Consider the following 25,459-nt stretch of genomic DNA (forward strand, 5'->3'; position numbering starts at 1 on the left):
TAACGGAAACGGTCCTCGATGCGCACATGACATCGAGGACCGTTTTAAGTTGGTATTTATTTGTCTGCTGGAAAGACCACGCCAAGTTGTGTTCGAACGTTCGTCATCACGTCAGCAAGACGAATCATGTCATTTGCTGAATGCACAATCGTCTCCGGATGTCGCGCTTCGATTGCACGAACGAACGCTTCGATTTCATAAGACATCGGAACATTCTGTGATTCTGAAATAATTTCTGACTTGCCATCCCGTAACTCTAGACGGACTTCATCGCACGTCGCAATATCATCGATGACGATGCGCCCCTTCTCTCCGATAATTTCAGAAGGAATCGATGTCGCATGGATCTTTGAGTGCATGATGATCACATCCAAATCGTCATAAGAGAGAACGACGGTTCCGCTCCCGTCCACTCCGGATTCCAGCTTCACGCCGCTCGCCTGAACGTCATTCGGTTGACCGAACAATTTTAAAGCGGGCCCTAGAAGATAGACACCGAGATCCATCAATGAACCGTTCGAAAAATCAGGGTTGAACGTGTTCGGGTTCTCCCCTTTCTTATATAAGTCATACCGGGAAGAATATTGTGATTTATTGAAGACAGCGCGACGCACCGGAGCGATTCGCTCCATCTCCTGTTGAATCCGTTCAAAGTTCGGCATGAATAGATTGCGAAGTGCTTCAAGCAAGACGACCTGGTTCTCCTTCGCTACTTCAACCATACGTGTGACTTCCTGGACGTTCGAAGCGAGCGGCTTTTCACATAAGACGTGCTTGCCATGCTGCATGAACAAGATGCTCTGTTCGGCGTGAAGTGAGTTCGGGCTCGCAATATAGATGGCATCGATGACATCACTTTGTGCCATCTCTTCAAGTGACGTGAACGTATGTACGATGGAATGACGTTCAGCGTATTCTTTAGCGCGTAATTCTGTGCGCGAGTAGAGCGCTGTCACTTCTACGTCATCCAACTGATTGATTGTGTCGATGAACCAGTCTGTGATGAAGTTTGTTCCGATGATACCAAAACGGATCATGTGAATTCCTCATTTCTTTTCTTTCAGTTTTTTTGTGAGTAAAATTTCATCCAATAAAGGAATCTTATCATACCCAACTTGTGGGATTGTCGATTTCAGTTTTCTTGCCCGCGTCACCGCATCATGAATGATACGTTCTGAACGATAGCCACGACGTTGATAAAAGCCGAGCGCTCTCAAATTATCATTCGTTGTAATGACGGCCGATTGAACTGCTCCGTGATGTATAGCGATTTGTTCAACAGCACGTAGTAAACGAGACCCAATCCCACTATTCTCTGTCAGACTATCAAGAGATACAATCTCTACTTCCTTATCTCGCAGGACATATGTCACAAGACCTCGGATTTTATTGGATTTCATATAGACGAATCCTCCGAGCTCCGCACAATCGTATGTTCCAGAAGAGACGACCATTTGAGATGACCCCCACTGTTTAATATAGAAGTCTCGAACTTGTTCTTGCATACTAGAATCGATTGGTAAAATCATGGTGCTCACCTCTGTTGTTTATATATAAAACTGTTATATACATACGGTATGTGAAATATAAAATCAGTCCATTTTTCAGCTTCTTCATTATCGACTCCATTGCCCTTATCATATTTCGGTACGCTTTCTATCATTGAATGGCCAGCGATACACCTGCTCTTCTTTCACGACATAGGCAACACCGTCTTCAATTGTCAACGAAGAACAGTCAAGCAGATGACGTGGCATCGGAAAGGAGTCAATCCGTCCGTTCGCATGGGCATGAACGAGACGACCGTCGATTGAAGAAATGACCCACACTCCCTTCTCTGACGCACACATCACGTCACAATCATGAAGGACCGGAGCCTTTCTAACCTCTTGATTATAGCGAAAACGTACGGCCCCCTCTTTTGAGAAACAGACGAGTGCATTGGTGGAGATTCCTTTTCCAAAGATACCTTCGTCCCCGTACCCGACCCAAATCCCGGTATCATTCATCGCAACCGCTGCAATCGCATTTCCTGCATGAAAGGAATGCTTGATATGGCCACGTGCATTCAATACCCACGCATTGATTGGTTCCCCTTCTAACGTAAACGCCCAGATGAACAAGTGATTCTTGTCGATGATCCGAATACCCGAAACGTGTTTGTGATGATTGAGAGATATAACGGACTCGTTCCATTCGATGTAGAAATGATGATCGGATTGTACCAAATTAGCGGTTCCCATTAGCTCTTGAATATCAAAATCAACTAATTCTCTTTGTTGATACATACATACTCATTCCCTTCCTTCTTCCAATCGCATGAACTGTAACGCCTCTTGAAATCGTCGTGTCTCTTCATCACTCACCACTTCATCCACATACCTCGTCCTCCAGTAAGGAGAGAGGTCCACCTCTTCTACACCAATCCGCTTGAACCAATCCAACACCGTCTCATTCGATTGGTGTTTTAATGAAACCGGTAAATCCAGATTGAACTGGATGAGCGCATTCCGAATCGCGCTATCGGTCCATTGAATCTCTTTAAATTCCACAAATGCTTTTGCTTTGGCCGTTCGCACTCTTCGTTTTACGACGTCACTCGAGAAATCAACAGTCGAGGCGACACGCTTTCTTTTCCGGATCATGCTGAGCATCAAAATTAGGAAGACAATCAAACCTCCTATAAGGAACCATAACCAGACTGAATTTCCCGACTCTGTTACCGTCCCACCTGTTCCGAACGTATAGTCTAAAAAGACATGATTCAAGATTTGAAAGTCCTCATCTTCCTTCAGACGAAACTTCCCTCCATAAGCACCACTGCTGGTTCCGTCCTCTCCAGACAAGAGAAGCACGATCCCACCTTTTGTCGGGTCATGAAACCAGTCCCAAAACAGTCGGGCCAGATAGATGAATCCAGTCACCAACATCAAACTACCTAACATGACCATCAATAGTCGGATTGTAAATTTCATCGTAACCTCCGTCACACATTATGTACTATCGTATCATGCAAGATTATGGATTGTCAGAAAAATCCAAAAATAAGAACCGAGAGATTTCTCGGTCCCCTGCTTTAAAGGATTGCTTCTGCAAGTAATCGGTCGAACTTGCGCACATCCACTTTTTTATTCAAATTGATTTTAATCGTTCCGGCGCGAGTGAACAGCTGGACTTCCGAGTTCAAGTCGAACATGCGTCCTGCGTTTTCGGTCGAGTACATATTGATCGAATCGTACGGAAGCGAGTAGACCTCAATCTTCTTACCCGTCAACCCTTGTGCGTCACGGACAATCAGTCGTTTGTTCGTGAAGACAGCGACGTCACGCACTGTCTTATAAGCCGCTACCGCCCGCTCCCCATCGATGAATGACTCCGTGATATCACTCGGCACCTCACACTCCGAATAAAACGTCCAAGATAAATCTCCAATCGGGTTTCCCATGTTGATTCCTCCCTGAATAAATTAAATGTACTATCTCTTATATTCCACAATTCTCGTTTGATTAGACCTTGAATGGGAAGATACTGTATAGCATGTTGATTGTGGAGGAGGACGTCGTTATGATCGCGCAGCAGGTGATCACATTACTACTGATTGGCTATTTTATTTATTTGATTGATTCCAAAAGAAATTACTTTCCTGTCCCGGTTATTTTGGTTTTGATTGGGATTGGTCTCTCGTATATTGCCTTTTTTGATTCGGTGTTCATCTCAAAAGATATGATTTTCGAGGTGTTCCTGCCAGCACTTCTCTTTACATCGGCTTACCAGTTCAAATATAAGGATTTGAAGGACAATATCGGGATCATCACTATATTGAGTACGGTCGGGCTTGTCTTGACCGCCATCTTGATGGGATATGGTACGTTTTGGATCAGCGAGTTGTTTACCCCGCTCACGTTGACCGCTTCCTTTTTATTAGCATCCATCTTGATTCCGACGGATCCCGTTTCCGTGACGGCTATCTTGAAACGAAGTAAGGGGGAGAAGCGGATTGCTGACGTCGTCGAAGGCGAATCGATGGTGAACGATGGAACGAGTGTCGTCATCTTCACCATCTTTCTCAGTATGTTCGCGACAGGAGAACGATTCTCCACACTCAGCTTTTTGACCGAATTTTTGATGGTGTCCGCCGGAGGAATCGGCATCGGCTTTATTTTTGGATTTCTACTTAAGAAATTGATGATCGTCAGTTTTAAAAAGCATGAGCTCGTCATGTTGACCATCGTGACTGCATATGGTGCCTTTTATCTCGCCGATGCGCTAGAAGTGTCTGGGGTCCTCGCAACGGTGACGGCCGGCATGATGTTGTCTCACGAACTCGGAACAAAAGAGGATTACGAATCGGTCCAGCGTCATCTAGACGGTTTCTGGGACATTGTCATTCCGATGTTGCTAGCGCTCTTGTTCTTATTGATTGGAATCGAAGCGACCAGCTATCTTTCTGTATCACTCTGGACGTTCGCCGTTCTTTTGTTCCTACTTTCAATCGTGACCCGATTCATCGTCGTCGGCGGCCTCGTCTATTCGGTCCCCGTCTGGCGTAAGGAATTTAAAGATGATTTAACGGCGACTTCTCTCCTTACTTGGTCCGGAATCAAAGGGACGATGTCGATTGCCCTCGTCCTCTGGCTAGAAGCAGAGAACATCGACGGGTCGAACGAGATGATTTCCCTCGCATTCGCCGTCATTTTACTCTCGCTTGTTTTGCAAAGCATCGGTGTCTATCCACTGACGACATATTTAACGAACAAGCATGACGATAGATAGAGTCCTTCCTTGAGAAGGGCTTTTTTACGAATTGAAAATTGACTTTGTCTACTTTTAGTGTAAAATTACACTTGTAATATATTAGGAGGTGATTATGTTGGAAAACACTTCAACACCATCCGCTGCCATTTCTACTGGAGTTGTGACGGTTGTACTTGCTCTTGTTGCATCGTACCTTACTCCATCGTTCTTAAAAGTTGGAATCATCTGGGATCTCGTCGCCTTCTTAGTCATCGGCATTGCGACGTTCAGTTTTACATACCACTTCTATCAATCAAAACGACTCACATATTGGCAATACATTTGTTGCTACATCATTGTCTGCCTACTCTTGTTCACGGTGTTTCTCGGAATCTCATGGTTACTGATTTTCATTAGCTCGGCGTCACTTTGAGTTCTACGAATAGGAAGGAAGAACCCATATGCAAAAATCCGAATTTCTCGGACAAGTTTCTCGTAAGATCAAGCTGATTCGAATCGAATCCCAGCATTCACAGGAAGAGATGGCCAATTTACTTGGCATATCTAAAAAAACGCTCATTCAAATCGAGAAGGAGCGGAATGAAGCGAGTTGGTCGACGGTTGTGACATTATGTGCACTATTCAATGAGAGTGAGGTTCTCATACATCTAATCGGTGACGACCCGGTCGAGTTCGTTAAGCTGATTGCAACCGAGAACACATACGAGCCGAAAGAAAAGACGCTCGGCGGACGCGTCTTTTGGCATGCAATCAATGAGGGTCCCCACTTCATTCTTCAACAGAACATCATCAGCGGACATTACCGCGTCATCGATCTCGATCATGTGAGATGGTACAGCACGTTTGATGCGGAAGATGCCGAACAAGTGCGGTTGAAGTTGGAACATCGACGAGGGGGATCCAATGACTCAAAAGCATAAAGATTTGATGATGGCTTTCAGTCTAATCGTCATAACGATCGTCTATTTTTGGCTGATCCCAAACATCGCGAATGACTCCATTTGGTTCGTTGGCACAATCATTTTACTCGTCCTCTCGTCTTTATCAATCACGCGCTTGATTCAATCATACGTTTCACTTTCTTTGATGAAATTCGTCCTGATTAGCGTGATTTTTTTCCTTGTACTCTGTTGTCTGTTAATCATCCTATTTTATGTCGTAGCATTATACCAGATGAAGCATCTATAACGAATTGGAGGGTTTCAAATGCGGTTTTATGTCGGTTCAAGTTTTGCGAATATCGAAGAAGTACGGTTTATCCGTGATCAGCTGATTGCGCTCGGTCACGCCCATACATACGATTGGACACAAAACGAACGTGCCGCTTCAATCGATGCGTTACGTACGATTGGCGAAGAAGAGGTTGCTGGAATTCAAACAGCGGACTTCGTCGTCATCCTCTTACCTGGAGGAAAAGGCGCACATGTAGAGCTCGGGATCGCTCTCGGGATGAACAAATTCGTTTTCCTATACGATTTAGGCGATCAGATGATGAATATGGAGGAGACAAGTACGTTCTATCACGTCGATGCGGTACACCTTTGTGACGGAGCGTTCCGTGACCTTCCCCGCCAAATTCATCATCATCTGCAGTCCTTTACTCACGCTTAAGCAGATGACCTTGATTCTCACGAAATCGAGGGGGTGCAGCATAGAGTTAGATAGATACATATTTATACAAAATAATCTTTCCTATATTTTCACAATATGCTATCCTTACAAAAATGATCTGACAAACGCGATGAAGAGAAGAGTACATTCATGAATCTTTCATAAGAGAGCCCTGTCCGGTGAAAAAGGGTAAAGAGGATGGATCGAAACAAGACTCCGAGCAGCGCTATGGAACTCATCTCGAGCGATATGGCGACGGGCACTCCCGTTATAGAGTTGAGGTATAGTCCGACTCGTTCGGCAGTACCGAACAAGGTTCGTACGGTGACGTGCGGACGAACAGGGGTGGCACCACGATGAGAATCTCGTCCCCAAGACTTCGTTCTTGGGGGTGGGATTTTTTTGCGTTCCGAAAGTGATCAAAAATAGAAGGAGTGATTGACTTGTACTCGTTTCGAAAAACCTCTACGCTGCTGCTCGTCAGTGTCGGAATCTCAAATCTCGGTGCCTGGGTATACTTTATCGCGCTCAACCTGATCGTCCTCGAGATGACGGGGTCTCCATTCGCCGTCTCGATTCTCTATGTACTAGTCCCGCTCGCTTCAATCACAGCGAACCTATGGTCAGGTAGCCTGATTGATCGGGTCGATACGAGACGATTGATGATGTTGCTAGATGTCCTGCGCGCATGTCTCGTATTCAGCTTAGGCTGGATCGATTCTTTGTGGCTCATCTATGGAGTCGTTTTCATCCTGAATTTGATGAGTTCATTGTTCGAATCATCGAGCCTGGTCTACATGACGCAACTCGTACCTGCCTCGAACCGACAAAAGTTCAATGCGATGAAAAATTTTGTGCAGTCATCCGGTTTTATTTTAGGTCCGACGATTGCGGGATTACTCTTTCTAGTCGGGAGCCCGTCATTTGCGATTTTTGTGAACGCCTTCGCACTCATCGTCTCGGTAGGCATGCTGCTTCTCCTTCCGTCTCATCTTCGAACAGATGCGTCTGTTGAACCATTCTCTGTTCGAATGATTATGGAAGATTGGAAGGTCGTCATCCGTTTCGCTTCGAATGCCAGATATGTGACGCTCATTTATGGATTATTCTGCGTCACGACGATCTTCATGTCTGGACTTGACTCGTTGGAAGCGTCATTCGCGACCCAAGTCCTACACTTGTCTGAGAGCCGATATGGGTTTCTCGTCAGTATCGCTGGAATTGGGATTATCGTTGGGTCACTCATCAATTCAAGATGGAGTCACCGTCTTTCTTTATCGTTTTGTATCGGATTCGGGGGTATCATGACACCAGTCGGCTATCTCCTATTCGCAGGTTCATCCTCGTTCACGATGGCTTCCATCGGATTTTTCATTCTGACGTTCGCGCTTGCCTTTGCCAATACCGGTTTTTTGTCATTCTATCAACACCATGTCCCGGTCGAAATCATGGGTCGGTTCTCGGGTGTCATCAGTGTGGCAGAGTCGCTACTCGTCATCGTTCTCACATTCGGGATCGGACTCCTTGCCGAATTGGTCGGGATTCGTCCGGTCTATCTCGCATTCTCAATTGTTTTCTTCTTAATCGGTTGTTTCACGTTGTACGTCATTCGTGACCGTTCGAAACGGGAGTATTTCACTCACGATTCAATTGAAGAAGCTTCTTAATTCATAGATCGGTCGTTTAAATGCGACTGGCTCGTTCGATTCGATGTATAGCCTCGATGATAATGTCTGGTCGTTGTAAGTGAATTTGGTGTCCTGCATTTTCCGCGATGATGAGTTCAGATTGATTCGATAAACTCAATTGTTGATGGATGAGTTCATGCCATGTTTCCTCTAGTAAGCGAATTTCTGACTCAGGCACCCCTCCATTTATCCCTTCCTGAATCATCGCTTCATGGTCTCTGCCGATGACAATTAACGGAATCGATGAAAATGTGCCCATTTGTTTGATGATCGCGGCGTCATCACGCCAGAACGATTCTTCTTCCAACATCGTTTTATACAATTGAGGAGATTGATAAAATCGTTTAAGACGTGCACGTGCATCTGATGATAAGCCTTGTTGCTCGAGTGAAAATTCTGGTTGATGAAGACGCTCTAATTCTTCTTTTGTTAGATTTGAATAAGAACGACACATCGTCCGCCAATCTTCATCGGAATATTGACGATCCATCACCGGAGTTTCTATGTCATCTAATATAGAAAAATCATGGGAAGTGGAATCGACGAGTACGACTCCTCCTACTCTATTCGGAAAAACTTTAGCCATGTGTTGCGCGCACAAACCACCGTAAGAATGACCGACTACTAGAATCGGTTGATGTAGCTGAAGGGCGTTCAATAATTCAGTACATTCCAAAATGTGAGATGATATTCGACTCGAATAATCGTTCATCTCACTCTCACCATAACCGGGGCGATGATAAAGTAATACTTGATACGACTCACTTAATTGCTCGGAAAGAGAAACCCACTCTTCGAATGAACCTCCCATACCTGTCATGACCACGATCAGGCGTTCCCCGGAACCGAATAAACGATATTCAACATCATACCCATTGACTTCAATCATTCTATTCATTTAAGCCACCTTCGAATCAATTCGAGATCCTCTGGAAACGCATGGTCTAATCGTTCTAACTCATGAAGCGACCACCAATTGACTTCCTCTATATCCGAATCAATCCTAGCGGTCTCGACCCGCTCTTCACACTTTGCCAAGAAATAATGTGTCTCGACTTGATAGTTCGACATGATAGCTTGTTTGATGTGTAGTCGTTGATTAACAGAAATGCGATAACCCGTTTCTTCTAACACTTCGCGCTGACAACACTGTTCCAGAGTTTCTCCGTCTTCTAGACCACCTGATGGCAAACTCCATCGTTGAACATCACGGTTCTTTACGAGGAGAATTTCCCTTTTTTTGTTGATGCACAAAGCAGCTGATCCAATCCATTGTTTCATCCATTCGTACCTCTCTTATTTACAAGTTGACCAAGTAATTGATAATCGAATGAGTGCTCAATCGCATCAATCACACCGTTCAGAATTTCGTCATGCGTCAACCAACGAAAGTTCTCACCATCCTGCTTCGCACCTAATTGAACTTGTCGGTATGTTTGATGTTCGCTTATGTTCAAAGCCTTCTTCTCATGTTCAGGATTCGCCTGACTCCCTAAAATATGTAGAACATCTGCGTGCAAAGAATGATTCAATATGAGTTGCATCGCCTTCCCGGAGTCCTTGTGCACCCACGCGATGACTTGTTTAAATGGTCCGTGTCGCTTGATTGATTCTTGAAGCCCTTTTGATAGGTCCTGTTCGTTACGATAATTGACAACTAGTGGATGACACGTTTCAGGGTTTTGTCGAACGACTTTTGCCATTCTTTCCGTGTCTCGCCCGATAACAGTGACAAGATGTTCGCTTGCCAAACAAGATGTGACTTCAGCTAACATTCCGGTACCACCGACAATTAAGATATGTTTTAGATTCATGTCATCACCTCATTTCCATTATACACCAATAAATGAATTCGCTTTCGGTAAAGAAGCGTTCTGAAACATTCGCGTTTTTTCAAAAATATCCCGTTATTCATTTGAAGAATCACTTATAATGAATCAAGTGTCCGAATCGGTTTGAACCATCACTATTTCGGAAAATGGATAATAGTGTTACTATTACAATTTATTTCTTTTAGGGAGGAGGAGACGAGATGCGGCATTGGTCTGCCATGTCACTTCAACTAATTGCGCTCATCGTTGGGTCGTTGACAATAAGTACTTTATTATCTTCTCTTCTGATGATGAACAATCTACCCATCTGGTGGATGATCTATATCCCTGTCCTCTACCTTTCAACACTTCTCATCCATCGGGCTTCTGGTGTCCTGATCTCGATAGGATTTGGTGTTTACTTTTTCATCATGATGTCTGGAACTCCGATTCCCTTTATTGTTCAACTACTGATTCTTCTGGTAGTAGCGATGTTGACGATTCTAGCTTACTTGCTTCAAATCATCCTGTTCCGCTCACAATTTGCCTTGAACGTCGCAGAAGCGAGAGTCAGTCAACTGATTGCTGTCGATCCGGAGACCGGGTTTGATAATCGCAATCGATTTTTCATGGACCTTGAAGCAGAGCGGGATCGATTGATTCGAAGTGGTGGAACGTTCGTCGTCACATTCATTTCGTTGCCGCTTTTAAACGATTTCGAAAAACGATACGGATTATCCGAATATGAATGGTTTTTAGATTATTTCAGTGACGAGTTACATGAAGCAACACGACGGACCGATAAAAAATATCGGGTTGCCACAGACACGTTCGCCATCCTCTTTCCGCAAACCTCACTCGAAAAGGCACAAATTGTTCATGAACGCATCAAACCACTGTTACATGGATACTCTCGTCTTGATAGCGAACCGCTTGTGATTGATTGTTTAGACAAATCATTTGAAGTGACCTTAGAGAATTCCTTTATGAGTTTGGATGAGATTCGGATGTACTTGAGTGAAGACGAAAAAAAATGAGTTCAGAAATGGACTCATTTTCAAAATATCGGCTTTAAAAATTATTTTACCGAGCAGTGAAATCGGCATTACTTCATAAAATAGAAGTAGTGGGAATATATGTCCTTGCATACGGAGGTTATGTTGAAAAAAATTATATTTATACTTCTTTCTTTTACGGCTTGGTGGGTATTAGCAGATGAGTTGATTATACTAATTCCAACTGAAAATTATGCACTGTTGCTACTTTCAGCCCTTTTTTGGGCTCCGGTCTTTTCGGTTTGCGTTACAACTCTAAGTGTACATTACTTTAAAAGATTGAATCATCCTAAATTGTATTGGAGTATGGTGACAGTTTATTCATCTATCTCATTATGGGGAATAATAAGAACCATATATATTTTATATTTTGAATAATCTTCGAAGAACGAACTAGGAATTGTGTGAGACCTTCACTCTATCTGAGCGTGAAAAAAGAAGGACAAGTTCGAACATGTTATTTTATCGATAAGCTAAAATGAGTTCAGAATTGGACTCATTTTTTATTCGTATGAATTTTAAGTTTATGATTCTCATCGATTTCAATGACGTATTGTCGATTGATGGTCATTTGAATCGGGCTCTGTATCGACAGCTTAGGTGAAAACAGCCACACACGACCTTGTGGAACCAATAAAATGTATGTATCGCTATTCGGTGCGCCTAAAAAATTCAGGTGACGCTCATCGATTGGGTTACCGTCTCGGCGGTGGATCTCGATGTTCGCAAGTTCTTGTGCGACATGAAGCGGATTGATTGCAGTCAGGCTCATCTCACCGATTCCAAGAAAGTCATCAGTAGAAAATACATCTGCATCACTTTCTACATTAATTGAATGTCGCGCAATCAATTCGACGACATTCTCGTCCGCATCATAAAAATAAAGTGACGAGGCATCAATCCCTTCGAAATAAATCTCATCCTCCCCATCTTCACGTAAAAGTGAGACACGTGATTTGATCCATTTTTTCGCTTCTTTGAATCGATTGGCCGGAATGTTGATGGCGAAATGATATTGTCGCTCTTGATTGGTCGTCGCTTCTTGAAACACCAACGCATCTTCACCTAGATTGATTCGAAAACTCGTCGAGTCTTCTTCAATGACTGATAATCCAAGCTGATTTGTATAGAAACGTTTCATTTCACCAAGTCGGTTCGTGTAAAGCATCGTTTCTGTGATTCTCATGAAATCTTCCCTCACATTCCTCATCACTATTCTTCATCCCTTTACTTGGTCATTCGTTTGTATTTTTTATATGCTGCCAAACTCATATCCATGCCTAACAGCTCGTTACAAACGTCCCTCTGCCAAGTGGTGGGGGTTGAAGCCCATCACTGACTTTGACGTTTCACCTGAATCGTCGAAAATCAAGGATGACTTCCATTGACTCACCCTGTTATCCTCCTTTATCCATTACTTTCAACGAGTCGGAATATATCATCGATCCGCGACCTCGTGATGCCGTTGCGCTGCTCGACAGCGAGAGGGTGATTCGTCGGTTCGAGTTCAATCAACGGGCGTAGTCTGACTTCACGCATATGAACATTCGTTTTCAGATTGATAGTGTCCGGGTAAATTGGGAGATCTGTCGATAGCCAGCCGAACATCGGTTCGAGGTCAACACGTGTTGGGTCTTCCCATAAATCGATGACTTTGAAAAAGTTATCGGGACTGAGTGATACCCAGACGTTCCAGATGAATGGATTCTCTTCCCCAATGACCGGAATCTCGAGGCATCCGTAAATGAAAAAGTGAGTTTCATCGAGGACACACACATCATCAGTCAAGACGACGCGCCTCTTCATCTCCCGTTTCGACAGCCCTTCTAAAATGGTTGGCATAATCGATCCAAAACCAACTTCGCTTTCATTCCTTGTGCCACATTTCGAGCAATTGCAATCACTGTTGTGTTTTCGTTTAAAAAAGTGTTTCATACATTCTCACTTTCTATTTTTTAAGTTGATAATTCGGTATGTGAAATAATTAAATGTCGATGAGCAACGGATTCATTAATATCTCATTTAGTTCATCAATCGTGAAATCTGCTTCAATTTCAATATCGTTCCACACATCCGTCCTTTTCCAAACAGACGTCATCCCGACATGCATTGAAGCTTGTATATCATTGATTGGATGGTCGCCCATATATATCGCCTCACTTGATGATACACCAAGTCGCTCGAGTGCTAACATGAAAATTTCTGGATTCGGTTTCTTCACTCCCTCCCATTCGGAAATCAAGATTGTGTCGAACAAATGATCAATACCTAGTCTCTCGATGTTATCCATTTGAAAGCGCCCATATCCGTTTGTAATCATGCCAAGTTTGTATTTGCGGCGCTTCAGTTCGTGTAACATTACGCTCAAATTTGGGTAAGGGACGCAGGAATAGTTGAATTGTTCCGTATAATCTTTGAGCAGCCTGTCAGAGGAGACTGTGTGAAAGGCAAAATCATATGTCAGTTGTGCATAAACTTCATCTTTTGATACATATCCGTGTCGATCCAGTTCAATAAATCTCGCCATATAGTCCATTTGGTTTACAGATTCAACCGAGGAAATGATTCGATTATATTGGCTCTTAATAAACTTCTGTACCGACTCATCACGGTTTAATAGCGTTCCATCTAGATCAAAAATCACTGCTTTTATGCGCGACATATTGTTCCTCTCCTTCAAAAGACTGTATTTGCACTTAACATTCATCTTGCTTTATTATCTCAGACCGGAATTAGACGAAGTGAATCGTCAAGTAAATCGTAGCACATGAAATAAATTAGATATATTTGTAAACAACATACTTTTCTAAAAAATAGAGAGTAGCTCTCAGAGAGGAAAAAACGTACGTATATTCAATTTGAAACTGAAGACTCCCACACGTACAAGATATCGTCAAAATGAGCTATAAAAACCTTCTGGATTGCTTTGAATTCATTTTGATCATCTTATACCATTAATCAAATATGAATGAAATCAAATAACTGTAATCTTATATCAATCCAAAGATATTACATTAATTGTATAATTAGAGGAGATTAAATAACCAATATAAGGTGGAATATGTATGAGAGAATCGATTGAAGCGAATGAAGATTTATTAAGGATGCTGGATTCTTTATTGAGGGAACCGAGTGAATTTTGGGATACCTTTTATGCAGATCGAAATAAAAATATTCCTTTTTTTGAAAATAAACCGGATGAGAATCTTGTAGCCTATTTTAATTCGAGTCTCATGGATCCGGTCCTGGTCGAAATGCAATATATTTTGCAGAACAGAATTGCGAAGTAGATGCAATTGATTTATCTCTTACGTCCATTCAATGGGCAAAGGAACGCGCGATAGAAAAGCAAGTCGATATTCATTTCATTCATGACAGTTTATTTAATGTAAAACTCGAACCGAACACATATGACATCATTTATGATTCTGGTTGTTTTCATCATATTGCACCACATAGACGTACTAGCTATAAAGAACTCGTTTGGAATTCTTTAAAACCCGGTGGACTCTTTGCAATTACTTGTTTTGTAGAAGGAGGGGCCATCGGTGGTTCAAATATCACGGATTGGGAAGTGTATCACCAAAGAAGTTTAAATGGTGGATTGGGGTTCACTTCTGAAAGGTAGCAATCCATCTTTAGTGATTATGAAGTGGTTGAGATGCGTGAAATGAAGGAAGTGCGTTTGGACGAAGAGGTATTCGGCGTGTCTGGTCTGTGGACGGCTTTGTTTAGAAAAAAATAAATATCACGAACATCGACTCTTTAAATGAATATTTAAAGAGTCGATGTTCGTTATGATGGTCTATCTAAGTTTAATTTCAATACCCTTATGTTATACGATACTCGTACTTCTTGAACCTGTATCTACCACTATCGTCCGCGTATCATTTTTCGATATGAACACGTCTTCCCCCTTTTCATCAAAGCAATATGCGATTGGTATCGATACACCACAATTACGATACGATCCATCCGCATGACTCGTGCCGATGATTATCGCTTTACGTTCTACCGCAATCTTTCTCGCTTCCTCCGACCACTCCGTGAACTGTTCTTCACTATACATTCCGACCCCGATTGGATTGAAAATGATTGATAGATGCTCATGCGTTTTTAATCCCTCACTGCCCATAAAAATCTCCCTACAAAGTAAATATCCGTATTGTTCTGAACCATCCGTAGCAGTTGAAGGCATCAACAACAATTCATCCTCTGGTGTCTTCCGTCTCGTTAAAAGTGTCTCACCTTTATTGTTTATAATGAGGACCCGATCTTTATTCGATTCATCTCGATATCCAAACACAATAGACGTTTTGAACTGAATCGCCAACTCTCTTACCCTATCTAATTCTGTATATGTACAATATCCCTCCGGATAGAGAATCAAGTCCACTGTCGGGTTCGACTCAATCTCTAGCTTCAGTTGCTCGAGATTTCGTTCCATCTTTGGTTGTCCAATCAAAATATTCATGAAATAGAATCCACTCCTTTGTTTGCATCGCCGTGCTCTGTTATCCACTGATGAAGACGAGGCGTGTTAGAGACCTCGCCTGTTAACTCATGTAAGGTCGATTTGACTTGCTCCATACCAATCAACTGATCATCGCTGTCTATATAGTCTATTCCGACTGAACGTTTCAAGTTGTACGCTAACCACTTCAATTTGCTCCAATGGCTGATTGATAAAACTGACTGCCAATCCGCTTGTAACTGTGGATGAATCTTTTTGTATCCATCTAAAAATGCGTTGAACCTCTTTTGGTTATCTTTCCCCTGCTCATCCCGGGACCAATAAATCATAGTCTCGACTAAGTCTTGCATCGGATGAATGGAACCCGCAGATTCCCAATCGATGATAGTCGGTCCTATCGAGTTCCATAAAACATTCTTGGAGTCTAAATCACGGTGACTGAAAACTAGTTCAGAAGAAAGACTGTTAGAAGCTCTTACGGCCGCTTCATTCAAATCAATCAGTATATCTTTTAAATCGACTAACATCTGTAGCCATTCCGCTTGTTTCTCTATCCCTAAAGCTATATAACCTTCCCAGTCCAGCCGATTTACTTCTTCCATAAACGTATCTTGACTGGATAATTGTTGAGAGAAGTTCATTTGATGAATTTTTCCTAAAATCACTCCGATTTCATAACTATGCTTCGCTGTGATCTCGTATTGTTTTAAGGATGTTCCTTCCACCCAATCGAAAATGAGAAAATATTGTCCATCTACCTGTTGAATACTTTGGGCACTCACTCTCAAGGCCGGTAAAGCGGGAATCTGTCTCGAAGCAAGAGATGCAATTTCTTCAGAACGGATAAAATTTTGTAATGCATCGCTCCGTTCCATGATGTATGGATTCAACCATTTTATCGCGAATTGCCCTTGATCTGTTTCGATTTTAAACATCTTGTGCATCAATCCACCTGTCACTTGTACGGGATTCTTCATTAGTTCTCCGAGTTGAGAAACCTGACATATGGTAAGCAAATAATTGTTTTCACTATCATTCATTTCTAGACCACTTCTTCTCTGTTTGTTTATTTCTTATATCTCAATTACGTCGTAAAGGTAAATTTGTGTCGAGCTTTCCCTTCTTTTCACTGGATGCTCACAATCACATTCCCAATTTTTCTCCCTCGGTCCACATATCGATGCGCCTCGACAATCTCATCCAGTGGGTAAACCGAATCAATGACGGGTTGCAATGCTCCTGATTCGAACAGTTCATTCAAAAACATCAAATCCTCTTTTCGTTCACTCGCTGGCCCCTGTCCCGCAACAGAACGGAATGACCCGTTCTCCGCAACATGTTTTCGAGCCAATCGCTTTTCGATTTTTCCAGACGCATCAAACACCACATCATACGTACCCAATTCGCGGTCGTATCCTTCTTTCGAATAATCGATGACCACATCTGCCCCGAGTCGCTTCACGAGCTCCACGTTCCGCTCATGGCAAACTGCCGTGACATGTACGCCGAAATGTTTCGCAATCTGTACGGCAGTGGAGCCAACTGCACCTGCGCCACCATAAATCAAAACATTCTTCGCCCGTTCGATGTGTGCCTTCCGTAAAAAATGTAACGAGGTCGTTCCTCCGAACGGCAGTGCCGCCGCCTCAATAAAGCTGGCATGCTCGGGCATCTTCATCACACATTTCGATTCGTTCACACAAGCGAATTCTGCATATCCGCCAAACCTCATCCCCGTGAGCGCATAGACGTTCTCCCCTACTTGAAAACTTTTTACACCGCTGCCGACCTCTACCACAACACCCGCCAACACGACACCAAGGATCGGTTGTCTTGGCGCCTTGAACCCCATCACCATTCGCATCGGTAGTTTTCCGAGTGCAGGAACGTCCAGTGCGCGAAGACGTCGATCTCCTGAATGAACGGCCGATGCATGTACTTGAATCAGTAACTCATTACTTTTCGGCTTCGGTCGGTCCACTTCTTGGATGACGAGCACTTCCGGACCTCCATATGCGGTACAAATCGCAGCTTTCACGTCGATTCACTCCTTTTCTGACTTGTCACTTCATTTTGTTATACACGTTCCCGCAATCATGACAGTTCAGTCGATTCGGTACATAAAAAACCGGATGACCTTCTTAGAGATCATCCGATCCATTCTTTAAAGAGACTTTCACATCGACGAGGGAAAACGGATTGTCAAGCGATGCGGCAGCTGCTTCTGATTGTGCGACGTTCATTTCGGTCACCGTCGGCTCTTGACGCCTTAGACGGAATGCCCGTTCGAGTCGACTCGTCAATACATTAAAAATAAAGATCAGCGCTGCGAGCGCGATTGCCGGGATCATGAATAGATGATTGGTCATCCATGTCATCGCTGTGAATTGTCTGAAATAGTATCCGAACATCGAAGACCATTCATAAATCGTTGGCATGACACCTTCTTGTAAGAGAACAGTCCCCCCAAAGAAGATTCCAAACAATGAAAGATGAATGAGCAACATGAGCGTCTGTACAAACTGTTGCATGAAGACGATGACAAGCGTCGGAATCAAGTGGGGCAAGAGATGTAGTCTCACACGATGCCAGACACTCCCACCGAGCGTCTCGGCAACAACCATGAACTCTTGTTGTAGCAATTGTCGAATCTCCGTGATGAGATATAGCGTGACGGCAGGAAGTCCGAGAACGACCAATACGATCAGCTCAATCTTCACTCGATCCCACAGTGGAGGTACTTGTGTCGAATCCCAAAAGATCATCGTCGACGCGAGCATCATCAATGCGAGTAAAGAGATTGGTAGAATCAAGAATCCATCGAGCAACGTTTTAAAGAAGTGATTCAATCGTGCTCCCCTGAAAGCAAGCGGTATCCCAACCAATAAACCGATCGTCATGCGTCCAAGCGCGACAATCGCACAAATCCCGACCGTCCACTTAAAACCTTCGACGAACATCTGAAATAAATCATATCCCGCATTGTCCGTCCCGAGCCATTGATATTTTGACGGTTCAAGTGGTGGTTTACCGATGAGTCTACCCTCATCCGAGTAGAGCATAAGAGTTTGATCAACGTTCCCATCACGAAATACGGTATTTCCAAAACTCATCAACAGTAGACCCGCTACGATTGCAAAGCAGAAGATAAAAATCGGGTCCCGCATTAATACGCGTCGCATCAAATCCCTCCTTTCCAAGCATTCGGAATAATCCACTCAATGAATAGGTCCAACAGAAAAATCGGGATATAGATGACAAATAAAATGACGAGTAAGATCTCCATCTGTGGATTGTAGACGGCGAATCGAAACAGCCCTTGGACGTTAAATAAATATTCGACAATGAGAAGCGTCGATAAGATGGTAATGATGTTTGAACGGAAAAAGAGGTAGAACCGATAGATGATGTTCGGCAACAAATGGTTCCAAAACAGCCCTCTCGGTCGAATCCCTTTCGCTTGAGCAAGTTCAAGGTAAGGGATGGCCTCTTGTTCATGAATATGGATGGTCAGCCATTTGATAAAGAAGAACAACGTCGTCAGTGTCAATGTAACAATCGGTAGAAATCGTATGTATTCTGCGAACCCACCAGCAACTTCGATTCGGTCAAATCCCGTTACTCTATGTATAGAAATGGCGAGAAATTGTGAAAAGATTAACCAAAATAAATCAGGAACCATCTCAAGCGTCTGGCTCGTTTGGAGCAGGACAGTACGAACCCGTTTACCGCTCCGATAATAGAAGTAGGCATACATGAGACCAAGTATAGTCGACACGGCAAGCGCCGTCGTAAAAATGATGACCGACTCTTTGACGAGCGGTCCAAGTGCAGGTAATAAAGGTAAATCTGTTTGAGCGGTGACGTTGTAGTATGTAATCTCATCAAGCTTTTGGAGTTGGTTCAGCTGTTGTTGGATGCCGTTCCAGTAACTCGTCAGACTAAAATCTGTTTGAACGACGAGCGTCGGTAGCGCACTGATCGCAATCAAGACAAAGAATGCGATGACAAGATGTGCAGATTTTCGTGCAATATAGGCCATAGTTCCGTCTCCTTTGGATGACATATCTCAATCATAAGTGTGGAAGGATGTACGTTATTCCTTCATTTTGTAAAGGGAATTATATCCAAAGACACTTTCCATTGATTCTAGCATAACTATTATGTGAATAGAAACAATTTTCAGAAATTAATATGGAGAATGATGTATGCTATGATATGTATATAGAAATATTTAGGAGGTTGAAAAGATGTGGATTGTTTTGGGACTGGCTGCGATTGGAGCCACGCTTTTGAACTTGACTGTCTTTATGATGGAGAAGGATTACAAACTACCGATGGCGATTGCGCTGTCCTTGACCGCTCTCACGCTATGCGCCGAATATAGCTTGCTCAACATTTGGGTAGAAGCTAAGGACTGGGGTGCCATAACAGATGTCGTACCCGGCATGTCACGCGCGCTTTGGTTCTTAACGATTACCGCAATCTTTTTGAATATACTTCCGATATTTTTAGAGGGGAAGCGAAAAAGACTGATGCAATCAAAAAAGGAATCAGATTCAATTAAAAATAAGTAATTACATATAAAACATGTTCGAAGCTATATTTCTGGCTTCGAACATGTTTTTTTGACATTAGTTTTTTTGACATTAGTTTTTTAGGCATCATATATGCTTATAATCAAATCACAACTTCTATTACTCTACATCTAAATTTATAACATACACATGCTCACCAATAAATAATTGCCCATTCACGAGCAAAGCAACCTGTTCAACATTTTTTGGGATCTCATAAGTCAATAAAGCTCTTATATCCGCCGGTGCAGTTAATTGATTTTTACCATCCCATCCATCTTTTTTAAGTATCGTTACCTTTTCCACCTCATATTTGTCACCATTGCCGTCTAGTAAAGGATAATGTTGCGGCATAAATCTAAAGATGAAGTCTTCCTGACCCGGAACATCTTTTACTTTCAATGTAAGTTCTATTGGAATCGTGAGTAAGCGTGATTTAGAATTCGAAATGTTAATTTCCTTTGGTGAATCAACCGGTTTGAAGACCTGGATTTCCTCTTTTTCTTGTCTTAAGCCATCCACTTCAAAAACTTGATATGCGGCTTCCCCTCGCTCTTGAATAGCATCTTCCAAATCAGTTTCGTCTTTAGCAGGTTGCTCTTTCTTTTGATCCTCTTTAAGGTCCGCTAATTTCTCACCCGTCGTTCCCTGAACGGCTGGTCTGCTCGTATCAGTCGTTTCCAACTCTCCGCCTTCTGGTAATGCAAAGAAAAAGAGTAATATTACGGCTGCTCCGAGACCACCTCCGACGGTCCCCAAGACCCACTTGAAGCGTCTCTCAGTCTTCTTCGTGTTCACCTGTGTCCCACGCATTGCCTGATAAGGCATCACGTTGACAGCCATCTGTGCGGGAAGGAGTGCTCCGCCGAGCCCTGTCAAAATTGGGACGAGTAAAGTCGCCGTGAGGAAAAGTACTTCGGTGAGCGGGAGTGATCCATATACGTTCCAGACAAGGATTCCTGCAACTATCAGTCCGAGCATCCCTGCTATTAAGCCAAGCAGACCTCCCTCGAGTAGCACGAGTCCACGTATGTTCGAAAAGCGCCAGCCGGTCGCCTTCAGGATCGCAATCTCGCTTCTGCGCTCGTTGATGTTCTGCCACATGACCTCTGTCGTTGTCAGGACGGCAATCAGGAGCGAGACACCCATGGCGACATAGTGCATCGTTCCCACTTCCAGTGCAACGTATTCCCCAAGGAGTGAGGTGAACATGACACCTTGCAGTCGGACGGAGACGAATAAGAAGAACATGAACAGACTCGTCGGCACGGCAATCGCGAGGAGCGTCAAGATTGTTCGTTTCCACTGTGTGACGAGCTGGTTGAACGCCATCCCAATCACGCCTTCGGACCGAACGAGCCGTAATCCGCGTGTCGTCGCACCAGAACGTAGAGCCTCATATGGTTTAATCCACCGAATCATCAGCATTGGCACAAGCGAACCTAAAAGATAGATGGCTAAACCTGCGAATCCAATCAGGATCACACGTAATCCTGTTGTTCCTGTATCACCTGCGAGCAAAAATGAACCCAAAATCAACCATGCGATGAGTGCAACCACACTGCCAAGTAAGCATGCCTCCATCAAGAGGAGGCGTGAGAGTTGTCTTGGTCCCCAGCCGAGTGAAAGAAGGACCGCGAACTCTTTCTTCCGGGCATACAGCATAATCACGTTCGACGTGAACACGTACAAAATTGCGACGAGGATGACACTAGCAATGACGCCACCCATGCCCATCTTCGTCTCCTCGAAGATGGTGAACGAGGATCCCAGGCGGACCCACGGTTGTTGAACCCAGCCGAGCGCTTCTCCTTCTTTGAGGCCTGGCAGATACGTGAGCGCCATTTGCGGGGACGATCCGAGCGTGACGTCAGTGATGAGTCCCGTTTTCTCCTCAATCTCCTTCGCGATTGCTTGGAGTTTTGCCTCGCTCTCCTCGTTCAGCTCATCGACCCCGCTCACATTGACACGGATTGCTGAAATAGGTTTCTCACCAATAATGGCGGCGGCCGCCTCGAGTGTCGTCAGGACGAGAGGTGGGCGCGTCAAGAAACCACGGTCGTTATTGACCGGCAGCATCTGCTTCACCGGGTTGACCGGTTCGTCATTCGCATCGATCACCCAATCAGCCTTTGCTGGAAAATACGTTTCCATCGGCAAATCAGTGAGCGGGTCACGAGCCATATCTAGCTTTTCTGGATCAAAGAGTCCGATGTAATTTAGTTTGACTCTCGGCCAATTATCACTCGTTTCGCCATACAAAGATAAAGGACGATACATCTGTTTGTAAGGATAGATACTATCCTCGGGTACTTCGTAAGGTTGTACTTGATAGGCAAATGGCCATCGCTCATCGAATGGACTTTTGACAGTTTGATAATTGAGTGACGAAGGTTTAAAAGCGAGGAAATTAAAGGCTTGATCATCATTCTCAAAATCAAGGGTGCCATCTTTTAGAAATGTATCGACTAGCTCTTTGTGTACTTGTTTGGAGGAAATGCTTTCGATTTGATCAAGGAGCTTTCCATCTAACGTATCAAGGTACTTTTGTCCACCCGCATCTCGAATTTTCGAAGCAATTTCTCTCGTGTTCGTCGATTCAAATGGTAACTTAACTTCCTCTAAGTCAAATGCCATCGTTGAATCAACAAACGTTTTCGTACTCATGATGACAGGCATTTGAATGATTCCATTCTCCACTGTTGTCTGACCTGTCTGCTCGAAGTATCGACTAATGCCTTTCTTCTCAATCATTGCCCCATCTAACCCGACAAGCGCCGCCTCAGCTTCTGGATCAATGCCTGCTATCATAAAGTTCGAACCGAAGCCGGCTGTAAATTTCCCACCTGGCATGGCGGGGCTCAGACCATAATTAGGATCAGCATCCATCGGTTGCCACTGTCCTAGAAAATAGGTCGAATAGACGTCAGACTCGACTTTCGCACCCGAATCTGTTTGCTCCGTGAATTTGACACGATAGACAACTGGTTGATCTAGTTTAAATTCTCCGACATCTTTGAAATAGTCATATGACCCGATCATCGCAATCGGTGCCGCGACTTCGATGTCGCTGATTTGCTTGATCTGCTCATACTGCTCGAGCGTGATCCCACCCTGTAGTCCGCTCATATAGTTTGGCTCGAGGAGGTTCAACTCCTCGGTCACGCTCCGCGTGCCCGGTGGCCGAACGACGATATGGTAAGAAGACTTCCACCGTTTCTCGAGCTCAGAGACAACCGTCCCCTTGTTCAACTCCGTCAAACCTACGAGATACGACAGCCCCGTACTGACGATCAAGACACCGACGAGGAGCAGGATGAACCGTTCCTTGTTACGCCACCATGAATTCCAGATGAACTTAAGCATGGATTGTCACCCTCGTATCAATCACCTCGATGATTTCACCGTCCTTCATCCGAACCTGCACCTCGGCTCGCTCGGCAATACCCGGGTCGTGGGTCACACAGATGACGCCGCATCCCTTCTCCCGGTTCAACTCTCGTAACAGTTCAAAAATGACTTCACCCGTCTCGGAATCAAGGTTTCCGGTCGGTTCGTCCGCGAGTAGCCATTCCGGCTCATGGATGAGCGCGCGTGCGACTGCGACGCGCTGTTGCTGTCCACCTGATAACTGTGACGGGAGAGCATCTACCTTGTCGCTCAACCCAACCCGATTCAACAGAGCGAGTGCGCGTTCTTTCGGATCATAGTCGACTTTACGACCGAATAGCGGTGCCATCACATTCTCAACTGCGGTCAGAGTCGGGATGAGATGAAACTGTTGGAAAATGAATCCGACTTTTTCGAATCGGAAGTCAGCTAACTCTTTAGCTTTCAGTTTATTCAAGAGTTGATCATTGTAATACAGTTCACCGCTCGATGGAGCGTCTAACGTTCCAAGTAAACTCAACAACGTCGACTTACCCGAACCTGAAGGACCGATGATGGATATGAAATCTCCACTTTTAAACGTCAAAGTAACATCTGATAACGCATTTGTTTCGACCCCTTCACCGGAAAACGTTCGAGTCATTTGATTACACACGAATGTACCCATTACTTCCCTCCTCATTTCATATGCAGAACATATATATATTTCTAATATACATAATATTTGGAATTTAGATACCTTTTTTTGTAAATTAGGTTTATTTTCCTTGAAACCGCAAACAAAAAACTTGTACTGAATTCATTCAGTACAAGTCACTTGTATCCTATTCCTATTCAGTCGAAAACAATAGTTCGCCGTCCATAGATCTCAACTCATAATCGATCCCGCTTTGAAACTGCTTCGTCATCGTCGCGCGACATGTAAACACATGTCCTGGACCATATGCAACGTCCGGAATCTCCTTGAAGCCGTATGACCGCTCACCGAACCATAGCGTCACGTTCGATGAACCCTTCGATGATCGGTCATCGACGACATAACATTCTCCCGTCTCGACGATGTAATTCGTCGTCATACGGTCGTACGTCTCCATGCCTGCCATCCCAAGTACAAGAACAGAGCAAAAAATCGCGAGAAAAGCTTGTCCTAGTTTTGCTCGATTCCGAGTCTTTCTCCACTCTCTCCAATAGATGACAAGAGATCCTAGACACAATAATCCAATCAACCAATAAAATATAATTTCCAACAACCCAATCACCTCATTCTGTAATACGACTTTCTTCAAAAAAAGGATTCGTGATCCCTCAAAAAAACTCGACATACGTCGAGTTAAGTCGTTTCATACTCCAGCTTTCGCTTTTGCCAAGCGACAAGCAGGATGCTGATGATGACGAGCAGGAACCATGAGGACAGTTTTCCTAAATCCACAATGGCCCAACCGTTCAACTGGTCCGGATACGCCCAGCCGTTGTAAAAGGTCACAATATTCTCAGCGAGCCAGATGAAGCAGGCGATCAAGAAGAACGAAAGCACGACCGGCATCTTGAATCGCCGGTCATCCAGCCTGTACGAGACAATCGAGCGGCCAAACGCCAAAAAGATAAGTGCGATCAATAGCCACCGAAGGTCTAACCACACATGGTGCCAAAAAAAGTTGAAGTAAATCGCAATGCCAAGTCCAAAGGCGATGATCGGGTTAGGCATTTGAGTGAACTGTAAATCGAGACGACGCCACGCCTGAACGACATAACTTCCGACGCTCGCATACATAAATCCGGCATAGAGTGGGACGCCCCACACTTTTGTGAACGCCTCATCCGGATAGCTCCAAGACCCCATCTGCACTTTGAATAGTTCAAGACCAAGACCGATGACATGGAACCAGCTGATGACTTTCACTTCTTCGATTGTTTCGAGTCCTGTTTTCACGAGGATCACCTGGACGAACAAACACCAGATGAGTAAGACGTCATAACGGGGAATCGGCAACTCCACAATTTTTGTGACGGCGAGCGCTCCGAAGATGGCGACCGGGAATATACAACTGAGTGCTTGTTCATAGGCGAAAATAAAGAGATAGCGGATACGTCCCATCGA

27 protein-coding genes, 1 pseudogene and 1 other annotated feature are annotated in these 25,459 nt (G+C 44.0%); of the genes and pseudogenes, 8 read left to right on the forward strand and 20 right to left on the reverse strand.

Translation table 11 applies throughout. The features are described from left to right. Positions 1–56: 56 nt before the first annotated feature. From KNO87_RS08575 to KNO87_RS08595, 5 genes are all read right to left on the reverse strand, one after another. The gene (locus KNO87_RS08575) at positions 57–1,037 is read right to left on the reverse strand and encodes a Gfo/Idh/MocA family protein (RefSeq protein WP_214795047.1); all 981 of its coding nucleotides are present in this window, start codon (positions 1,035–1,037) and stop codon (positions 57–59) included. A gap of 9 nt (positions 1,038–1,046) precedes the next feature. Beyond that, entirely contained in the window at positions 1,047–1,529 is a 483-nt protein-coding gene (locus tag KNO87_RS08580) for a GNAT family N-acetyltransferase (RefSeq protein WP_214795049.1), read from the reverse strand. Positions 1,530–1,637: 108 nt separating this feature from the next. Then, positions 1,638–2,288 carry a hypothetical protein gene (locus tag KNO87_RS08585; RefSeq protein WP_214795051.1) on the reverse strand — a complete coding sequence of 217 codons (651 nt, stop codon included), beginning with the start codon at positions 2,286–2,288 and terminating at the stop codon, positions 1,638–1,640. Between the two features lie 6 nt (positions 2,289–2,294). Further along, on the reverse strand, positions 2,295–2,975 hold the full coding sequence (locus KNO87_RS08590) for a hypothetical protein (protein WP_214795053.1): 681 nt from the start codon (positions 2,973–2,975) through the stop codon (positions 2,295–2,297). A gap of 101 nt (positions 2,976–3,076) precedes the next feature. Beyond that, complete coding sequence (locus KNO87_RS08595; RefSeq protein ID WP_031423744.1) at positions 3,077–3,445, reverse strand: PH domain-containing protein; 369 nt, start codon at positions 3,443–3,445, stop codon at positions 3,077–3,079. Positions 3,446–3,564: 119 nt separating this feature from the next. On the opposite strand from KNO87_RS08595, the gene KNO87_RS08600 reads away from it, so the two are divergent. The 5 genes from KNO87_RS08600 to KNO87_RS08620 all read left to right on the forward strand — a co-directional run bounded on the left by KNO87_RS08600 (position 3,565) and on the right by KNO87_RS08620 (position 8,033). Beyond that, positions 3,565–4,773 carry a cation:proton antiporter gene (locus KNO87_RS08600; protein WP_214795055.1) on the forward strand — a complete coding sequence of 403 codons (1,209 nt, stop codon included), beginning with the start codon at positions 3,565–3,567 and terminating at the stop codon, positions 4,771–4,773. Positions 4,774–4,870: 97 nt separating this feature from the next. Next, the gene (locus KNO87_RS08605; protein WP_214795057.1) at positions 4,871–5,167 is read left to right on the forward strand and encodes a hypothetical protein; all 297 of its coding nucleotides are present in this window, start codon (positions 4,871–4,873) and stop codon (positions 5,165–5,167) included. 28 nt (positions 5,168–5,195) lie between these two features. After that, positions 5,196–5,675, forward strand: coding sequence for a helix-turn-helix transcriptional regulator (locus KNO87_RS08610; RefSeq protein ID WP_214795059.1), 480 nt, complete (start codon positions 5,196–5,198; stop codon positions 5,673–5,675). A 286-nt stretch (positions 5,676–5,961) separates the two neighbouring features. Further along, positions 5,962–6,366 (forward strand): nucleoside 2-deoxyribosyltransferase, encoded by a 405-nt coding sequence (locus KNO87_RS08615; protein WP_214795061.1) that lies wholly within the window; start codon positions 5,962–5,964, stop codon positions 6,364–6,366. A gap of 121 nt (positions 6,367–6,487) precedes the next feature. Continuing rightward, positions 6,488–6,742 (forward strand) — a binding site (T-box leader). A gap of 58 nt (positions 6,743–6,800) precedes the next feature. Beyond that, complete coding sequence (locus tag KNO87_RS08620; RefSeq protein WP_353047460.1) at positions 6,801–8,033, forward strand: MFS transporter; 1,233 nt, start codon at positions 6,801–6,803, stop codon at positions 8,031–8,033. Between the two features lie 16 nt (positions 8,034–8,049). Here the strand turns inward: KNO87_RS08620 and KNO87_RS08625 are convergent, their stop codons facing one another. From KNO87_RS08625 to KNO87_RS08635, 3 genes are read right to left on the reverse strand one after another with little or no spacing between them, the layout of a single operon-like run. Continuing rightward, a complete protein-coding gene (locus KNO87_RS08625; RefSeq protein WP_214795064.1) occupies positions 8,050–8,952 on the reverse strand; it encodes an alpha/beta fold hydrolase in 903 nt (300 codons plus the stop codon). Further along, the gene (locus tag KNO87_RS08630) at positions 8,949–9,335 is read right to left on the reverse strand and encodes an NUDIX hydrolase (RefSeq protein ID WP_214795066.1); all 387 of its coding nucleotides are present in this window, start codon (positions 9,333–9,335) and stop codon (positions 8,949–8,951) included. The genes KNO87_RS08625 and KNO87_RS08630 overlap by 4 nt, the downstream gene beginning before the upstream one ends. Then, positions 9,332–9,868 carry a Rossmann-fold NAD(P)-binding domain-containing protein gene (locus tag KNO87_RS08635; RefSeq protein WP_214795068.1) on the reverse strand — a complete coding sequence of 179 codons (537 nt, stop codon included), beginning with the start codon at positions 9,866–9,868 and terminating at the stop codon, positions 9,332–9,334. Before KNO87_RS08635 ends, KNO87_RS08630 begins: the two co-directional genes overlap by 4 nt. 218 nt (positions 9,869–10,086) lie before the next feature. Here KNO87_RS08635 and KNO87_RS08640 point away from each other — a divergent pair, with 218 nt between their 5' ends. Then, positions 10,087–10,902 (forward strand): diguanylate cyclase domain-containing protein, encoded by an 816-nt coding sequence (locus KNO87_RS08640; protein ID WP_214795070.1) that lies wholly within the window; start codon positions 10,087–10,089, stop codon positions 10,900–10,902. Positions 10,903–11,416: 514 nt separating this feature from the next. On the opposite strand, the gene KNO87_RS08645 is transcribed toward KNO87_RS08640, so the two are convergent. The 3 genes from KNO87_RS08645 to KNO87_RS08655 form a co-directional block, all read right to left on the reverse strand. Then, entirely contained in the window at positions 11,417–12,106 is a 690-nt protein-coding gene (locus KNO87_RS08645) for a glyoxalase (protein ID WP_214795072.1), read from the reverse strand. Positions 12,107–12,327: 221 nt separating this feature from the next. Further along, on the reverse strand, positions 12,328–12,855 hold the full coding sequence (locus KNO87_RS08650; protein WP_214795074.1) for a DUF2199 domain-containing protein: 528 nt from the start codon (positions 12,853–12,855) through the stop codon (positions 12,328–12,330). A 49-nt stretch (positions 12,856–12,904) separates the two neighbouring features. Continuing rightward, a complete protein-coding gene (locus KNO87_RS08655) occupies positions 12,905–13,582 on the reverse strand; it encodes an HAD family hydrolase (protein WP_214795076.1) in 678 nt (225 codons plus the stop codon). Between the two features lie 403 nt (positions 13,583–13,985). On the opposite strand from KNO87_RS08655, the pseudogene KNO87_RS08660 reads away from it, so the two are divergent. Beyond that, positions 13,986–14,665 (forward strand): annotated as a pseudogene (locus KNO87_RS08660) (class I SAM-dependent methyltransferase). 90 nt (positions 14,666–14,755) lie between these two features. On the opposite strand, the gene KNO87_RS08665 reads toward KNO87_RS08660, so the two are convergent. The 5 genes from KNO87_RS08665 to KNO87_RS08685 form a co-directional block, all read right to left on the reverse strand. After that, complete coding sequence (locus KNO87_RS08665; RefSeq protein WP_214795078.1) at positions 14,756–15,394, reverse strand: carbon-nitrogen hydrolase family protein; 639 nt, start codon at positions 15,392–15,394, stop codon at positions 14,756–14,758. Then, a complete protein-coding gene (locus KNO87_RS08670) occupies positions 15,391–16,434 on the reverse strand; it encodes a phosphotransferase (protein ID WP_214795080.1) in 1,044 nt (347 codons plus the stop codon). Before KNO87_RS08670 ends, KNO87_RS08665 begins: the two co-directional genes overlap by 4 nt. A gap of 86 nt (positions 16,435–16,520) precedes the next feature. Beyond that, positions 16,521–17,432: an NAD(P)-dependent alcohol dehydrogenase gene (locus KNO87_RS08675; RefSeq protein ID WP_214795082.1), complete on the reverse strand. Its 912-nt coding sequence runs from the start codon at positions 17,430–17,432 to the stop codon at positions 16,521–16,523. Positions 17,433–17,535: 103 nt separating this feature from the next. Beyond that, positions 17,536–18,576, reverse strand: coding sequence for an ABC transporter permease (locus KNO87_RS08680; RefSeq protein ID WP_214795084.1), 1,041 nt, complete (start codon positions 18,574–18,576; stop codon positions 17,536–17,538). After that, a complete protein-coding gene (locus KNO87_RS08685) occupies positions 18,576–19,436 on the reverse strand; it encodes an ABC transporter permease subunit (protein ID WP_214795086.1) in 861 nt (286 codons plus the stop codon). The genes KNO87_RS08680 and KNO87_RS08685 overlap by 1 nt, the downstream gene beginning before the upstream one ends. 208 nt (positions 19,437–19,644) lie before the next feature. Here KNO87_RS08685 and KNO87_RS08690 point away from each other — a divergent pair, with 208 nt between their 5' ends. Continuing rightward, on the forward strand, positions 19,645–19,971 hold the full coding sequence (locus KNO87_RS08690; RefSeq protein WP_214795088.1) for a hypothetical protein: 327 nt from the start codon (positions 19,645–19,647) through the stop codon (positions 19,969–19,971). 120 nt (positions 19,972–20,091) lie between these two features. On the opposite strand, the gene KNO87_RS08695 is transcribed toward KNO87_RS08690, so the two are convergent. The 4 genes from KNO87_RS08695 to KNO87_RS08710 form a co-directional block, all read right to left on the reverse strand. Then, entirely contained in the window at positions 20,092–23,337 is a 3,246-nt protein-coding gene (locus KNO87_RS08695; protein WP_214795090.1) for an ABC transporter permease, read from the reverse strand. Beyond that, positions 23,330–24,028 (reverse strand): ABC transporter ATP-binding protein, encoded by a 699-nt coding sequence (locus KNO87_RS08700; protein ID WP_251126599.1) that lies wholly within the window; start codon positions 24,026–24,028, stop codon positions 23,330–23,332. The genes KNO87_RS08695 and KNO87_RS08700 overlap by 8 nt, the downstream gene beginning before the upstream one ends. Before the next feature lie 163 nt (positions 24,029–24,191). Then, positions 24,192–24,455: a hypothetical protein gene (locus KNO87_RS08705; protein WP_214788220.1), complete on the reverse strand. Its 264-nt coding sequence runs from the start codon at positions 24,453–24,455 to the stop codon at positions 24,192–24,194. A 236-nt stretch (positions 24,456–24,691) separates the two neighbouring features. Beyond that, a complete protein-coding gene (locus tag KNO87_RS08710; RefSeq protein WP_214795094.1) occupies positions 24,692–25,456 on the reverse strand; it encodes a DUF817 domain-containing protein in 765 nt (254 codons plus the stop codon). Positions 25,457–25,459 lie beyond the last annotated feature (3 nt).

The sequence above is a fragment of the Exiguobacterium sp. s34 genome, from assembly GCF_018617435.1.
GTDB lineage: Bacteria > Bacillota > Bacilli > Exiguobacteriales > Exiguobacteriaceae > Exiguobacterium > Exiguobacterium aestuarii.